The 14,363-nt window shown below is 37.3% G+C and carries 17 protein-coding genes; 8 read left to right on the forward strand and 9 right to left on the reverse strand.

The window, feature by feature from the left end; all coding sequences use genetic code 11:
• The first annotated feature begins 1 nt into the window (after position 1).
• Positions 2–673 (forward strand): 3-oxoacid CoA-transferase subunit B, encoded by a 672-nt coding sequence (locus tag NZ900_06155; protein ID MCS7233671.1) that lies wholly within the window; start codon positions 2–4, stop codon positions 671–673.
• 5 nt (positions 674–678) lie between these two features.
• Positions 679–1,857 (forward strand): thiolase family protein, encoded by a 1,179-nt coding sequence (locus NZ900_06160; GenBank protein ID MCS7233672.1) that lies wholly within the window; start codon positions 679–681, stop codon positions 1,855–1,857.
• Here NZ900_06160 and NZ900_06165 read toward each other — a convergent pair.
• From NZ900_06165 to NZ900_06180, 4 genes are read right to left on the reverse strand one after another with little or no spacing between them, the layout of a single operon-like run.
• A complete protein-coding gene (locus NZ900_06165; GenBank protein ID MCS7233673.1) occupies positions 1,852–2,364 on the reverse strand; it encodes a cysteine hydrolase in 513 nt (170 codons plus the stop codon). The two genes, NZ900_06160 and NZ900_06165, sit on opposite strands and share 6 nt — an antisense overlap.
• Positions 2,342–2,596: a hypothetical protein gene (locus NZ900_06170; GenBank protein MCS7233674.1), complete on the reverse strand. Its 255-nt coding sequence runs from the start codon at positions 2,594–2,596 to the stop codon at positions 2,342–2,344. Before NZ900_06170 ends, NZ900_06165 begins: the two co-directional genes overlap by 23 nt.
• Entirely contained in the window at positions 2,566–3,804 is a 1,239-nt protein-coding gene (locus tag NZ900_06175; protein MCS7233675.1) for a serine hydroxymethyltransferase, read from the reverse strand. Before NZ900_06175 ends, NZ900_06170 begins: the two co-directional genes overlap by 31 nt.
• Positions 3,805–3,807: 3 nt before the next feature.
• Positions 3,808–4,299 carry a TIGR00725 family protein gene (locus NZ900_06180; GenBank protein ID MCS7233676.1) on the reverse strand — a complete coding sequence of 164 codons (492 nt, stop codon included), beginning with the start codon at positions 4,297–4,299 and terminating at the stop codon, positions 3,808–3,810.
• Between the two features lie 153 nt (positions 4,300–4,452).
• Between NZ900_06180 and nrdR the strand changes: the two genes are divergently transcribed.
• Genes nrdR through NZ900_06195 form a run of 3 tightly spaced genes read left to right on the forward strand, consistent with a single transcriptional unit; the run spans position 4,453 to position 7,692 of the window.
• Positions 4,453–4,947: a transcriptional regulator NrdR gene (gene nrdR, locus NZ900_06185; protein ID MCS7233677.1), complete on the forward strand. Its 495-nt coding sequence runs from the start codon at positions 4,453–4,455 to the stop codon at positions 4,945–4,947.
• A complete protein-coding gene (nrdD, locus tag NZ900_06190; GenBank protein MCS7233678.1) occupies positions 4,931–7,015 on the forward strand; it encodes an anaerobic ribonucleoside-triphosphate reductase in 2,085 nt (694 codons plus the stop codon). Before nrdR ends, nrdD begins: the two co-directional genes overlap by 17 nt.
• On the forward strand, positions 7,012–7,692 hold the full coding sequence (locus NZ900_06195) for an anaerobic ribonucleoside-triphosphate reductase activating protein (protein ID MCS7233679.1): 681 nt from the start codon (positions 7,012–7,014) through the stop codon (positions 7,690–7,692). The genes nrdD and NZ900_06195 overlap by 4 nt, the downstream gene beginning before the upstream one ends.
• Positions 7,693–7,707: 15 nt before the next feature.
• On the opposite strand, the gene NZ900_06200 is transcribed toward NZ900_06195, so the two are convergent.
• From NZ900_06200 to NZ900_06210, 3 genes are read right to left on the reverse strand one after another with little or no spacing between them, the layout of a single operon-like run.
• Positions 7,708–8,814: a PQQ-binding-like beta-propeller repeat protein gene (locus NZ900_06200; protein MCS7233680.1), complete on the reverse strand. Its 1,107-nt coding sequence runs from the start codon at positions 8,812–8,814 to the stop codon at positions 7,708–7,710.
• Positions 8,811–9,461 carry a hypothetical protein gene (locus NZ900_06205; GenBank protein ID MCS7233681.1) on the reverse strand — a complete coding sequence of 217 codons (651 nt, stop codon included), beginning with the start codon at positions 9,459–9,461 and terminating at the stop codon, positions 8,811–8,813. The genes NZ900_06200 and NZ900_06205 overlap by 4 nt, the downstream gene beginning before the upstream one ends.
• Positions 9,462–9,498: 37 nt before the next feature.
• On the reverse strand, positions 9,499–9,948 hold the full coding sequence (locus tag NZ900_06210; protein ID MCS7233682.1) for a QueT transporter family protein: 450 nt from the start codon (positions 9,946–9,948) through the stop codon (positions 9,499–9,501).
• Between the two features lie 89 nt (positions 9,949–10,037).
• Between NZ900_06210 and NZ900_06215 the strand changes: the two genes are divergently transcribed.
• From NZ900_06215 to pheA, 3 genes are read left to right on the forward strand one after another with little or no spacing between them, the layout of a single operon-like run.
• Positions 10,038–10,808 (forward strand): putative hydro-lyase, encoded by a 771-nt coding sequence (locus tag NZ900_06215; GenBank protein MCS7233683.1) that lies wholly within the window; start codon positions 10,038–10,040, stop codon positions 10,806–10,808.
• Between the two features lie 15 nt (positions 10,809–10,823).
• A complete protein-coding gene (locus NZ900_06220) occupies positions 10,824–11,720 on the forward strand; it encodes a methylenetetrahydromethanopterin dehydrogenase (GenBank protein MCS7233684.1) in 897 nt (298 codons plus the stop codon).
• A gap of 55 nt (positions 11,721–11,775) precedes the next feature.
• On the forward strand, positions 11,776–12,798 hold the full coding sequence (gene pheA, locus NZ900_06225) for a prephenate dehydratase (GenBank protein MCS7233685.1): 1,023 nt from the start codon (positions 11,776–11,778) through the stop codon (positions 12,796–12,798).
• Here pheA and NZ900_06230 read toward each other — a convergent pair.
• Both NZ900_06230 and NZ900_06235 read right to left on the reverse strand, forming a co-directional pair.
• Positions 12,786–13,616: a prephenate dehydrogenase gene (locus NZ900_06230; protein MCS7233686.1), complete on the reverse strand. Its 831-nt coding sequence runs from the start codon at positions 13,614–13,616 to the stop codon at positions 12,786–12,788. The genes pheA and NZ900_06230 overlap by 13 nt on opposite strands.
• A 102-nt stretch (positions 13,617–13,718) precedes the next feature.
• Positions 13,719–14,360 carry a hypothetical protein gene (locus NZ900_06235; protein ID MCS7233687.1) on the reverse strand — a complete coding sequence of 214 codons (642 nt, stop codon included), beginning with the start codon at positions 14,358–14,360 and terminating at the stop codon, positions 13,719–13,721.
• Positions 14,361–14,363 lie beyond the last annotated feature (3 nt).

The raw sequence follows: 14,363 nt of genomic DNA on the forward strand, positions 1-14,363 counted from the left end.
ATTGATACCCAATATACCTGAAGAAGAAGCCAAAATAAGGATAGCAAAAAGAATAGCTAAAGAATTTAAAGATGGGGATGTGGTTAACCTTGGAATAGGTATACCATCTCTTGTGGCTGATTATATTCCCAAAGATATTCACGTAATATTTCACACAGAAAATGGTATGCTTGGTGCTGGCCCTAAAGTTAAAGAGGAAGAAGGAACGATAGATATTATAGGAGCTGGAGGAGTGAAAATTACCGTTCTTCCAGGCGGCTCTTTTTTTAGTAGTGATATTTCTTTTGGATTAATTCGTGGAGGACATATAGATATAACAGTATTAGGAACATTAGAAGTAGACGAAGAGGGAAATCTTGCAAATTGGATGATCCCAGGAAAACTCACTCCCGGCATGGGAGGAGCAATGGATCTTGTAACGGGATCGAAAAAGGTTTTTGTGGCAACATTACATACAGCTAAAGGAAAACCGAAAATAGTAAAGAGATGTTCACTACCTTTAACAGGACAAAAAGTCGTAAGCAAGATATTTACTGAATTAGCAGTCTTTGAGGTTACAAAGAAAGGTTTAGTCCTCGAAGAAATCGCTCCAGATGTCGACTTAAAAACACTAAGAGAAATCACAGAACCAGATTTCAAAGTTAAGGAACCACTTAAAATAATGGAGGTATGATGAAAATGAGTAGGGTAGTCATACTTTCAGCAGTTAGAACTCCAGGAGGGAGGTTTGGAGGTTCTCTATCATCTTTCACAGCAGCGGAGCTAGGAGCTATTGCTATTAGGGAAGCCATTATAAGAGCAAATATACCTATTGAAGTAATTGGAGAAGTAATAATGGGCAACGCCTGGCAAGCAGGGGTTGGACCTAATGTAGCAAGAATAAGCGCAATCTTCGCAGGGCTACCTGAAAGCGTATCAGCCTTTACGGTTAATAAAAGATGCGGTTCCGGTTTAAAAGCAGTAATGCTTGGAGCCGATGCTATATTATTAGGAAGGGAAAAGGTAGTGGTAGCAGGAGGAACAGAAGCAACAAGTCAGGTCCCCTATATACTTCAAGGTGCAAGATGGGGATACAAGATGGGTCATCAAGAAATATACGATGCCCTTCACAAAGATGGTTTCTTCTGTCCTATGGCTAATATGATGATGGGAGCCACAGCAGAAATCTTGGTTCAAGAATACAATATATCTCGAAGAGAACAAGATGAATACGCTCTGGAATCACACAGAAGAGCTATACACGCTATTGACTCTGGAAAATTTAATGAAGAAATCGTTCCAGTAGAAGTTAAAGACAAAACAGGCACCTTTTTATTTAAACAAGATGAAATTCCTCGCAGAGATACCTCTCTTGAAAAACTTGCAAAACTTCCTCCTGTGTTTAAAGAAAACGGTACTATTACTGCTGGAACAAGCTCTGCTTTATGCGATGCGGCAGCAGCCGTTGTCCTAGCTGATGAAGACTGGGCAAAAGCCGAGGGCTTAAAACCTTTAGCAAGAATACTTTCATATACAAGTATCGGAATAGCACCAGATCACATGGGATTAGGTCCTGTAAAAGCTGTTCCTAAAGCACTATCATTAGCAGGTATCTCTTTAAAAGATATAGATTTAATAGAACTTAACGAAGCATTTGCAGCCCAAGTAATAGCTGTAGAAAGGGAACTTGGCTTAGATCACACAAAAGTAAATATACACGGAGGAGCAATAGCACTAGGACATCCTATTGGAGCAACAGGATCTAAAATTCTGACAACTTTAATCCATGCCCTTAAAACTTATGACAAGCAATTTGGTCTTGTGACTCTTTGTATAGGTGGAGGACAAGGTATTGCTATGGTGATCGAAAGATTATAATATTTCTATTTTTAAACTCTCGCTCATCTCTTTCAAAGCCCATTTGTGTTTTTCCTCTGTTATACTTGCACACCCATCCTTATAAACCTTAACTGGATAACCTAACATCTTGGCATGAGCGCTCGTATAGAGAACACATATATTTGTTAAAACCCCAACAACGTATATTTCATTTATTTTTTCCTTTTCAAGAATATCTTTAAGCTGAGTTTCTATAAAGCCATCATAAGTTTTCTTTTCTACCAAGATATCCTCGGGTTGAGGTGCAATCTCATCTATAACTTTAGCCCCCCAACTTCCCTTACTTGCATGAGGAGGCCAATCCTTAAATTCTTTATCATCTTCAGAATGAGCATCACATATGTAAAATACTTTTCCTTCCTTCCTAAACTCATGAACCCTTTCTTTAATAAAGGGGACTATCCTCCTACCAGATTCACCAATATAGAGCTTCCCAGCAGGGTTTACAAAATCATTAAGCATGTCAATTACAAATAAAGCTTTCATCTTCCTCACCCCCTTTATTAAGCATAATAGATATAAGTTTATAGAGCTCTTTCTCTTCTAAGAAAGAGACGAGAAAGAGCTCTATTTCCCACTTTCCAGGAGATACTTCCTCTATCTCTGAAACTTTTAAGGGAAGAACGCCAAAAAGGTGAATATTTTCTAATAAAAACTTTATTTTCTTATAACTATCTACCTTTAGACTTACCAGGCGAATATGGGAAAACTTTCGCAAATTTCCTTAACCCTACTTTTAACTAAAGAAAGCTCCCTTTCATTATATCTATTTTTAATCGCTCTATATATAAGATCAGCAATCTCCTCCATTTCTTTAGTTCCCATGCCTCTTGTTGTCAAAGCTGGTGTTCCTAATCTTATTCCACTTGTTATAAATGGAGAATTAGGATCGTAAGGAATCATATTCTTATTTACAGTAATTCCCACACTCTCTAAGAGTTTTTCAGCTTCTCTTCCGGTTATATTAAAATTTCTTAGGTCAATCAATATTAAATGATTATCCGTACCTCCACTTACAAGCCTAAAACCTCTATCTTTAAGAGACTTCGCAAGAACCTTAGCATTCTCAACTATTTTTTGAGCATACTCCTTAAAGCTAGAAGTTGACGCCTCAAGGAAGCACACCGCTTTTGCCGCTATCACATGCATTAATGGCCCGCCTTGTATACCTGGGAAAACCATCTTATCTATTTGAGAAGCATATTCTCCTTTACACAAAATAAAAGCACCTCGTGGTCCCCTCAGGGTTTTGTGAGTTGTAGAAGTAATAAAGTCAGAATGAGTTACAGGGTTAGGATGAACGCCACCTGCTACTAAGCCAGCTATATGAGCCATATCAACCATAAGATAAGCATTTACAGCATCAGCTATCTCCTTAAACTTTTTAAAGTCTATTACTCTAGGATAGGCACTTGCTCCCGCAACTATAAGCTTTGGTCTTTCTTTTTCTGCTAATTTATAAATTTCCTCATAGTTTAACAATTCCGTTTCCCTATCTACACCATAATGAACAACCTCATAGAATATCCCTGAAAAGTTAACAGGACTCCCATGAGAAAGGTGTCCTCCATGAGCCAGATTCATCGCCATCAGCTTCTCTCCAGGCTTTAAAAATGCAAAATAAACTGCCATATTAGCTTGCGTTCCACAATGAGGTTGAACATTAGCATGCTCAGCACCAAAAAGCTCACAAACTCTCCTTTTTGCTATTTCTTCAATCCTTTCTACATATTCACAACCACCGTAATACTTCTTACCAGGATATCCCTCAGCATACTTATTTGTTAAAACCGATCCCTGAGCCTCAAGTATCGCTAAAGAAACAAAGTTCTCACTTGGGATAAGCTCAAGATGCTCCTTTTGTCTCCTCTCTTCACTAGCTATAAGAGACGCTATCTCTGGATCTACCTTCGCAATAAAATTCATCACTTACCTCCTCTCTACTTTTAAGATTTCTTTTATTAACCTTATAGCATCCTCAGGAGAGGATGCTTCATATATCCCTTTAGCCTCGAAGCCTCTCCTTTTAAGTTCCCAACCAGCCAAACTTACAACAGGTTTTTCAAGCCTTAAACCTATTGCAATTTCACTCAGGGTCCCATATTCCCCTTCAAAGGCTACTAATATATCTGATGCCTGCGCTATAATGAAATTTCTAAAATGACCTAAAGCTGTTGGAATAGCGTAAGTTAAATATGGATTTCCTTCATCACGAGAAGAACCGGGAAGTATCCCTATCACTACACCTCCCTCTTGATACACCCCTTTAGCCACTGCTTCCATTATTCCCCCTCTTCCACCACAAAGCGTAACCCACCCTTCTCTAGCTATTAACCTGCCCATTTTAATTGCAGAGTCTTCAACATCTTGGCTAAGATTATAACCTCCACCAATCACTCCCACATAAAGCTTCTTTTCCAAAACCATCCCCCCTTTTCTCCTAATTTTATCATATATAAAAGCTTTATCTTCTAATTATAAAGCAAACCTTTTAGTTTCTCTACAATGCGTGTCTTTGTTTTCTATATCTTGTGGTATATACTAAAGAAGATCCTAGATATTGGGGGTTGTTAAATGAAGTGCCCTTTTTGTGGAGAACCGGAAAGTAAAGTTATAGATTCAAGACCTGTTGAAGATGGATCAGTTATAAGGAGGAGAAGAGAGTGCTTAAAATGCACAAAGAGATTTACTACTTATGAAAGAATAGAATCTCACTCTATACTTGTTATAAAGAAAGATGGAAGAAGAGAGATGTTTGACAGAGAAAAAATAATAAGAGGACTTTTAAAAGCCTGTGAAAAGCGTCCTGTATCAAGGGAAAAAATCGAGGAAATAGCTGATGGAATAGAAGCAGAATTGAGATCTGAAGGAAGAAAAGAAATAACAAGTAAGGAAATAGGGGAGAGAGTTATAGAGGCTCTTAAAGAACTTGATAAGGTAGCTTACGTTAGATTCGCTTCCGTTTATAGAGAATTTACAGATTTAACACATTTTATAAAGGAGCTAGAAAACCTATTGAATAAAACCATAGAGATAAAGGAGGCGAAGAGGAATGGTAAAGAACCTTAACCTCTTCGAATTTGGTGAAACAACAGATAAAGCGCTGCTTGTTGAGGCAATATCAAGAGAGGAAACTAGCTCTTGGGATCCTAGAAAAATATACGAGGCTCTCATAAGAGAAGCAAAAGTAGAGCCTTTGATAGCTCACCAAATAACGAAAGAGGTAGAAGAAATTTTGTTAAACAGCGGAATAAAACGTACAACAACCGCTTTTATAAGAGAACTTGTAAATGTAAAGCTTTTTGAGCATGGTTTACCTGGAAGAATAATGGACCATGCCCGCGTTGGTATGCCAATATATGACGTAGAAGAGGTTATATTCTTCCCAAACAAGGAAAACTCTAACACGTCTCATAATCCAGAATCCATAAACTTAACTATAGCTGAAACTATATTAAAAGAATACGCTCTAAAAAAGGTATTCTCCCCTGATGTTGCTGACGCTCATCTTGAAGGAGATATTCATATTCATGACCTTGGCATGATAAATAGACCATACTGTTCTGGTCAATCCCCAGCATACGTCGTTAAGTTTGGCTTAAATATCCCCTCTATTACTTCTGTTTCTTACCCAGCTCGCCATGCAGAAGTTCTACTTGCTCATCTTTTGAAGATGACCTCCGTTCTTCAAAATCACTTTGCGGGAGCAATAGGTTGGGATGCAGTTAATATGTTTTTTGCTCCATTCATCGAAGGCAGATCAGATAAAGAGGTCAAACAATTAGCTCAGATGTTAATCTTTGAATTTAATCAACTTGCAGGTGGAAGAGGAGGCCAGGTGGCCTTTACAGATATAAACCTCTATTGGGAGATTCCAGCTCACTTTAAAGATGTTCCAGCTTTAGGACCAGGTGGAAAACTTACCGATAAAACTTACGGAGAGTACTTGAAAGAATCTCAAAGGTTTCTAAAGGCATTATTTGAAGTATATCTCGAAGGAGATGCTCAGGGTAAACCTTTCTTTTTCCCCAAACCACTCCTTCACATAACTGAGGAATTTTTTAAAACCCCTGGGTGGGAAGAATTCTTAGAACTTGCATGCGAAGTTGCATCTGAAAAAGGAAATACCTATTTCGTATTTGACAGAGGAGGACAAGCTAAACTCTCAGAATGCTGTCGACTTCAGTTCGAATTAACTGAAGAGGACTTGAGAGAAGCGTCTACTCCCTGGAAAATGAGATTTTCAGCACTCCAAAATGTAACTATAAACCTCCCGAGGATAGCCTACAAAGCCAAAACGCAGGAAGAGATCTTCAAAGGAATAGATAAAGCTATGGAGCTTGCCATCTTGGCACACCTTCAAAAAAGGGACTTCATTAAGAAACTCTTAAGCTTGGGAATAGTAAGTCCATTAACACTTTTACTAATAAACCATGATGGAGAACCCTATCTCCGTTGGAATAAGGTCTCCTTCCTAATAGGACTTCTAGGATTAAACGAAGCAGTACAATATTGGACAGGTAAGGAACTTCACGAATCTGAGGAGGCTTATAAACTGGGACTTACAATAGTAAACTATATGTCATTAAAATGTCAAGAGCTAGGCCAAAAGTTTAACCTGAGACTCGTTCTTGAGCAAACACCTGCAGAATCTACCGCTTATCGCCTTGCTCGCCTTGACTTAAAACACTATCCTGATAAAGCTTCAAGGGTTGTTAAAGGAAGTATTCATGATGGGGGGGTTTATTACACGAACTCTACGCACCTAAATTATTCAGCAGACATTAACCCAATAGAAAGGGTTATAAAGGAAGGGGAATTTCATCCGCTTATAAAAGCAGGAGCTATAACTCACATCTGGATGGGTGAATACAAACCAAATCCGAAAGCCTTAGCCAAATTTGTAGAGAAAACATTTAGAAATAGTCAAAATACCCAGATAGCCTTTTCTCCAGAATTTACTATATGTCTAGACTGTGGGAAAACCTCAAGAGGCTTAAATGAATTCTGCCCCTACTGTAGATCCAAAAACATAGATGGTATAACAAGAATAACCGGATACTTTACAAGAACATCAAGCTGGAACAAAGGTAAGAAAGCGGAATTAAAAGATAGAAGGAGGCTCAAAATAGCTTGAGTATAAAGGTTGCGACTTGGCTTGAAACAAGCTTTATAGATTGGGACGGCAATATAACAGCAGTACTTTTCACACCAGGCTGTAATTTCCGCTGCCCCTTCTGTCATAATCACGAAATAGTCTTTTACAAAGGAGAAGGAGCTCCCTTAGAAGAAGTTTTAGAATCTTTAGAAAAATACAAAGAATGGTTGGATGGCATAGTAATAAGCGGAGGAGAACCGACTATACATGAAATGTTACCAGATGCTATCAAAATGATAAAAGAAAAGGGATGGAAAGTTAAGCTTGACACAAATGGTTCTAATCCTGAAATGATCGAATTGCTTCTTAAAGAACAATTGGTAGATTATATAGCGATGGATATTAAAACTTCTTTTGACAAATATGAAAAGGTTACCGGAGTGAAGGTTAATAAAGAAGCAATCTTAAGAAGTATAAAAATATTACTTCCATTAGAAGGAAAAGTGGAATTTAGAACAACAGTAGTGCCTCATGCTGTTAGCGCTGAAGATATTCGAGAAATAAGAAAAATTATAGGAAGTAGGGCAAAATACGTACTTCAAGCTTTCTCCCCAGAAAACACTAGCAATCCCTTTTTTAAAAATCTTAAACCTTACAAAGCTTGCGAAGTTCGCCTTTGGGACAAAAATGCTATACTCCGAGGATTTAAAGATTAGATATATAATATAACTTCACTCTGGTTCTCTTCCCGTCCTCGCATTATTTCCCTGAAATGTTGGCCAGTTAGACTGAGAACTGCTCGTTTTCACACAATAAAGTTTTCCACTAACAGTTCCTACAAAAAGCCTTTCCCCTTTTGCCACAGGAGATGAATAAGCTACATTATCTAATTCAAGACTCCACCTTTTCTCACCGCTTGAAGTCTCGATACAATAAAGCTTACCTTTTAAATCAACAAAATAAATATATCCAGCCGTAGGACATAGCGAAGAAGGATATCCTCCATCAGCTTTATAAGACCAAATAATGCTTCCTCTTTTAGGGCTTATAGCATATAAGCTACCATCTGATAGAGATAAGAGAACTTTATTATCGCTATAAGAAGGGGGAGAAACTATTTTTTTGTTAAATGAAACTTCCCACAATTTTGCTCCATCATCAAGGTCTAAACAATAAAGCTTTCCTGAAGATGTAGCTACATATACTTGACTATTATCATCTATACACACTTCTAGTTCCACAGGAGCATCCGAATCAAAATTCCATAAAACCTCACCATTAGAAACACTTATACAGTAAACCTTCCCCAAAGAAGAACCTATAACAAGTTTCCCTTTTTCTATAGCTGGAGATGCATATAAAGCTCCTTCTAACTTCTTAAGCCAAACAGGGTTTCCGTCTAGAGAAAATGCATATATACTACCATCTGTACTTGCAAAAAACATTTTATTCTCATATAAGGCAGGGGATGAGGTCAATGGAGAAGAAACCTCTTTTTCCCAAATCCTACTACCGTTATCCAAACTTAAACAATAAATTTTACCCTTTGTCAACGCAGAAGAGGTTATAAAAACTCTTCCACTCGCCATAAGAGGTGTTGAAAAAATAGTTTCATCCTCGCTTAGCTCTACTCTCCAAACCACTCTACCATCCACATCAAGACAAACAACCAACCCTTCTAAACCATTAATAACTATTTTATTCCCATCTATGCTTGGAGAAGAGTATACTGAAAAACCTAAAGAGTAGCTCCATATTTCTTCCCCTTCTTCCTCTTCTTCACAAGCATGTAAGCTAAGACATAAAACCACTATTAGAAGAAGTAATAGTTTTTTCAAGATTTTCCCTCATCTCCTTTTTCTTTTGAAAGCTTTCTAAAAGTTTTTTCAAGTTGAAGAAAAACTAAAAAAGATAAAAGAACTAAATTAACTATCAAAAGACTAATTATCTTAAACTGGGTTCCTTTGGAATTCTCAAACTCTCTTTTGGAGAGTTCAGTAAGCTTTCTAAGCTCTTCTCCCGCCGATATCAAATGATCCTTAAGAGCCTGAGCCTCCTTTGTCAGATCTTCAACATTTTTAAACACCACCATGGCTCTTCTCATTACAGTAGTGAGAAAATCAAGTTTACTTAGAAACTCTTCCCTTACAAACTTACTTTCCTCATCCAACCTCTTTAAGATATCCCCACGTAAGCCATCCAAGAGCCCTTTAATAGAAAGGATCTCCTCTCTCAACGGCTCAAGATCGGTTCTAGAAGCCTCTATTTTCTTAAAAATTTCCATTAAAATCTTTTGAAGTTCAGAAAGACCAATTTGTAAAGTTTTTAAGGTTTCCGAAAAACCTTTAATGTCCTCTCCTGTTATAACTATGCTCCCCACTTGAGGCTGAAGATGCACAGTTCCAATCTCTCGGGAGTAAACCTCTGAGGTCAAAAAAACAAGAAAAATTATACCTATTAATATTAACCCTCGTTTCTTTTTCAATTAGGGGCACCTCCTTTTTTAACTAACCTTATCAGGCTTAAAAGTAATCTTTATTGTTAAGAACCCATCGTAAAAAGGGGTATCCTAATGCGAAACAAGCAATAGCCTCTCCTAAAGCTATATACATAACTGTAACCCAATAAGGAAGATTAAAGATGAAATGTAAATATAAACTTACTCCAAAAGCATTAACTACAATAGGAGGTAAGGGGGCAAGCTGTGGTTTTGGCATAATTGAGGTTAAGAATCCAGCAAGTAAGGTGCATAAGCTCCCCCCAATTACGTCCCATACACCTAGTCCGCCATATATATTAGCAACTATACATCCTCCAAACAAACCCCACATATAAACCCTTCTCACATAAGGCAAAACTGTGAGAGCTTCCGTAATTCTAACCTGGACAGGGCCATAACTTATAGGAGCTAAGAGAATAGTTAGAACAGCATACAAGCTTCCTATTAAGGCTACTTTTGTTATGATCTTCATGGTAGTTATTATACCACAATCTTATGATATACTTAGAAAGTGAAGAAAAGAAGCAGAGAAATGGATAGAGGGTGGAGGAGGAGGAAAAAATGACCCCGAAAGAAATAAGAACCCTTATAAGGGAAGAAAGATGGACAAAACCCACATCAGGTTTAGCACCATCTTATGCTCAAGCTAATCTAGTAATTCTCCCTAAAGAAGATGCTTTTGATTTCCTCCTTTTTGCTCAAAGAAATCCAAAACCCTGTCCTATATTAGAAGTTTTAGATGTGGGAGACCCTAAACCTAAGATTATGGCTTCCGACGCTGATATTAGATATGATTTACCTAAGTACCGGATATACATAAATGGGGAACTTGTAGATGAACCGTTAAACATAGAAAAGTACTGGAGAGATGACCTCGTAGCCTTTTTAATAGGATGCAGCTTCTCTTTTGAATGGGCTCTTTTAGAAGAAGGTATCCCTGTGAGACACATAGAAAATGGAAGAAATGTGCCGATGTATATAACTAATATACAATGTATACCCGCAGGAAAGTTTCGAGGTCCTATGGTAGTTAGCGCTCGCCCAATACCGTTTAATCTAGTCACAAGAGCTACCCTAATAACATCAAGGTTTCCAAGAGTACATGGAGCCCCAATCCACATAGGCTACCCAGAGTTAATAGGTATAAGAAATATAATGGAACCGGATTTTGGTGATCCCCCTATAATCGAAGAAGGAGACATTATGGTTTTTTGGGCATGTGGGGTAACGCCTCAAGCTATTGCTATGCAAATCAAACTTAAATTTATGATAACCCATTCTCCAGGCCACATGTTTATAACAGATATCAAGAATTCAGAACTTACACTTTAAAGAGGTGTCCTAAAAATGGAAGGTAGAAAAAAGATTTTTCTTTTTATTACAAGCGAAAAACACCCGAGCCCTTTTGACATTTTCGTAATGTATGATGCGGGAGCAGATGCAGTTTTATCTTATGGGAATGTTCTACCAGAAGAAGTTTCTAAACTCGTTATTGATACAATGTTCTCAAGGGGACCAAAAGGCATAAAGAACACTGCTATCCTTATAGGAGGAAATACAATAAATGAAGGTAAAAGATTGCTTGAAGAAGTCAAAAAAACTTTATTTGCACCTTTTGAAATATCCTTTGCCTTTGATCCCCGAGGAGCATGTACTACTGGAGCAGCTATAGTAGCTCTTGTTAAAAAGTTTTTTGAATTAAAACTTGGAGAAAATTTAGAGGGGAAAACTGCTTCGATCCTTGCAGGAGGAGGTAACATAGGTTCAATGACATCTTACATCTTAGCTTCTCAAAAAGTTAAAGTTAACATAGTAGACATAGACCTACATCGAGCAAATGAAACCGCTTCAAACATAAACTTTGAATACAGCGAGGAAATTGCTCACGCCTTTGGAGTAGATAAGATTGAAGAAGCTTGCTTAGATTCTGATCTAATTATATCTACAGGACCACCAGGCGTGGAAATCCTGAAATTGGAAAAGTTAAAAAAATTAAAGAAGTGTAAATTACTATTAGACACAAATCCTATACCACCTTATGGTATAGAAGGACTTACGCCAGACTACATGGTAAACGAAGTCATACCTGGCATATATGGCATTGGATCTAAAGCTATAGGAGCTTTAAAACTTAAAACAGAGAGAGCTTTCCTTAAAAAAACATTAGAAGCTCCAAAAGGATTCTTCGGGCCTTTTGAAGCCTTTGAGATCGCTTATTCTATGACTTCTTTTAATGTCGGATAATGTATCTTATGTTAAATAAACCGCTTAAAATAATATCGAAAGGAGGTTTTAATCAATGCTTGAGGAACTCAGGAAAAAAATTTCTGAGATAGATGATAAAATAAAAGCCCTGTTAGATGAGAGAGCTAATATTGCCAAAAAAATTGGGGAATATAAAAAGAAAGAAGGTTTGCCCCTTTGGGATCCACAAAGGGAACAAGAAATTCTCATTTGGGCTGGAAAATATAAGGATATTTTCAGAGAAATAATAGGCTTTTGCAGGACAATACAAGAACCAATAAAAGTATGCTTTCTTGGACCAGAAGGAAGTTTTTCCCACCAAGCAGCTATAAAACTATTTTCCCATTACACAGAGTTGATACCTTGTAAAAACTTTAGAGAGCTTTTTGATGCGGTCGAAGGCGGAAAAAGTAACTTTTCTATTCTGCCAATAGATAATAGCTTAGCCGGTCCCGTTGGAGAAGTACTGGATCTACTTTTAGAAAGAAACGTGTATATAGTAGGAGAAAAATATGAGAAAATAGACATTTGCCTTCTTTCCAATAAAAACTTTGAGGAAATCAAAGAAGTTTACTCTCATCCTCACGCCTTAGAGCAATGTAGAAATTATCTTGCAGAAAAGCTTCCAAATGCTAACATCATTAGTGTAGATAGCACATCTAAAGCAGCTTTACTAGCAAAAGAAAAGAACGAAGCTGCTTTAGGCAGCGAGCTTTTATCAAAAACATATGACTTAAAAATCATAGACAAATCGATCCAAGATAGAAAGAATAACTATACGAGGTTTATAGTCATATCAAAAGAACCATCTGAAGGAGATAAAACAAGCCTTATCTTTAGCGTTAAAAACGTCCCTGGAGCATTACATAGAGCTTTAGGACCTTTTGCAAAAAGAGAAATCGACCTTACAAGCATCCACTCAAGACCTGTAAAGACTAAACCATGGGATTATATTTTTTTCATGGACTTTAAAGGAAGCTTAAAAGACAATAAAGTTAAAGAAGCTTTAAGAGAGCTTGAGGAAATATCTACATTTATAAAAATCCTAGGATCTTACCCATTAGCTCAAGTAACTTGATATAGGTTTTGTCTCTCCTTCTTTATCTTTTCAAAAAAGTTTTCTTTTTCCAATTCGCTCATGTTAAGAATTTCTACTATAAGATCAAATAAATCTTTGAGTCTCTTTTCTATAAAATCCCTATTATCTGAAACAATGTCCCTCCACATTATGGGATCGCTTAAAGCTGGCCTTGTTAAATCTCTAAAGTTTCCGGCCACAAGCTTTCTAGCCACATCTTCTGTAGATACTAACTCTACTAGCGCAACAGAAATAAGATAAGGGACATGGCTTATAAGAGCAACAACCAAATCGTGAGTCTCTGGGTCAAGTATATAAGGTTTAGCCCCTATGGATTTAACCATGTAAATCAACTCTTCTACTCTTCCCCTATCAAAAGGCGATACAGGAGTTAATATATAGGGAGCACCTTCGTAAAGATCCTCCCTTCCATATTCAACCCCTCTTTTTTCAGAGCCAGTCATGGGATGCCCTCCTATAAACGCAAGGTCCTCCCTTAAAATCGATGTTATCTCTTTAACTACACTTCTCTTTGTACTTCCAAGATCACTTATCAAAGCACCCCTTCTAACATATGACTGAACTTCCTTAAAGAGTGAACCTATGCTCTTAACTGGAGTAGCGAAGAATACATAATCCGCATCTATAACACCTTCTTCAAGCGAGAGAGTCCACTCATCTAAAGCCCCCAACTCTAAGGCTTTTACACCTGTTTCTTCTTTCCTAACAACACCCTTAACAAAAGCTCCTATCCTTCTTCTTAAAGCCATTCCAAGAGAACCCCCCATAAGCCCAACGCCTACTATGGAAACTTTCAAAAAACACCACCCCTTACATAGAAGTCTTAAAGAATAACTTTATATCACTTTACTGGATATACAACCTATAAGGTTCTGTACAAACCAGGCCTAACTTTAGTATTATCTGAAAAGCTTAAATTTCATTAAAACCACAGGAGCTAATAAGAGAAGCCAAGATAAACTTCTGACTCCACCAACTTCGCATCCTCCCCCACCATAGGTGTAAACTTTAGCTATAACTAAAGTAACTCTAATTTCCCACCATACTGAACTACCATCATAATCAGAATTATCCCCTACAACTATAGTCAGCGGCGATATAGAAGATATATAAGCCCCCAGGGAATCCCTGTCGATAACCTCCCAATTTCCCCAAAACTCATTAAAAGCTATAACTATATCCTCTCCATCATTATAAATCAAAGAGGGAATTTCTATAGAAAGCGGAATATTCCCCATTCCATGTGCACGAAATTTCATACTTAATCCGTAAAGGTAGACACTATCATAATAAGATACATAGGAATCTATGAGATCTTTAAGTTTTAACAACCCATGATCCGTAGTATATCGTTCTATATCAGACCAGGTATAAAGTCTCTCATAGAAATACCATGGGAAATAAACATTCAAATCATTTTCAGTAATAATTCTATGAGGTAAGATATGAGCTTTATCATTAGCGCTTGCAAGCCCTGTCCAAATCCATAATAATAAGATGCTTATCCCAAAAACAATTTTCAACCCTTTAACTTTAAACATTTT

Source organism: Synergistota bacterium (genome assembly GCA_025060595.1).
Taxonomy (GTDB): domain Bacteria; phylum Synergistota; class GBS-1; order GBS-1; family GBS-1; genus 42-11.

Bases quoted from the DNA above. Each gene is read 5' to 3' on its own strand.
- NZ900_06160 (MCS7233672.1), top strand. From the start codon at position 679: ATGAGTAGGGTAGTCATACTTTCAGCAGTTAGAACTCCAGGAGGGAGG.
- NZ900_06165 (MCS7233673.1), bottom strand. From the start codon at position 2,364: ATGAAAGCTTTATTTGTAATTGACATGCTTAATGATTTTGTAAACCCT.
- NZ900_06175 (MCS7233675.1), bottom strand. From the start codon at position 3,804: ATGAATTTTATTGCGAAGGTAGATCCAGAGATAGCGTCTCTTATAGCT.
- nrdR (MCS7233677.1), top strand. From the start codon at position 4,453: ATGAAGTGCCCTTTTTGTGGAGAACCGGAAAGTAAAGTTATAGATTCA.
- nrdD (MCS7233678.1), top strand. From the start codon at position 4,931: ATGGTAAAGAACCTTAACCTCTTCGAATTTGGTGAAACAACAGATAAA.
- NZ900_06210 (MCS7233682.1), bottom strand. From the start codon at position 9,948: ATGAAGATCATAACAAAAGTAGCCTTAATAGGAAGCTTGTATGCTGTT.
- NZ900_06215 (MCS7233683.1), top strand. From the start codon at position 10,038: ATGACCCCGAAAGAAATAAGAACCCTTATAAGGGAAGAAAGATGGACA.
- NZ900_06220 (MCS7233684.1), top strand. From the start codon at position 10,824: ATGGAAGGTAGAAAAAAGATTTTTCTTTTTATTACAAGCGAAAAACAC.
- pheA (MCS7233685.1), top strand. From the start codon at position 11,776: ATGCTTGAGGAACTCAGGAAAAAAATTTCTGAGATAGATGATAAAATA.
- NZ900_06235 (MCS7233687.1), bottom strand. From the start codon at position 14,360: ATGTTTAAAGTTAAAGGGTTGAAAATTGTTTTTGGGATAAGCATCTTA.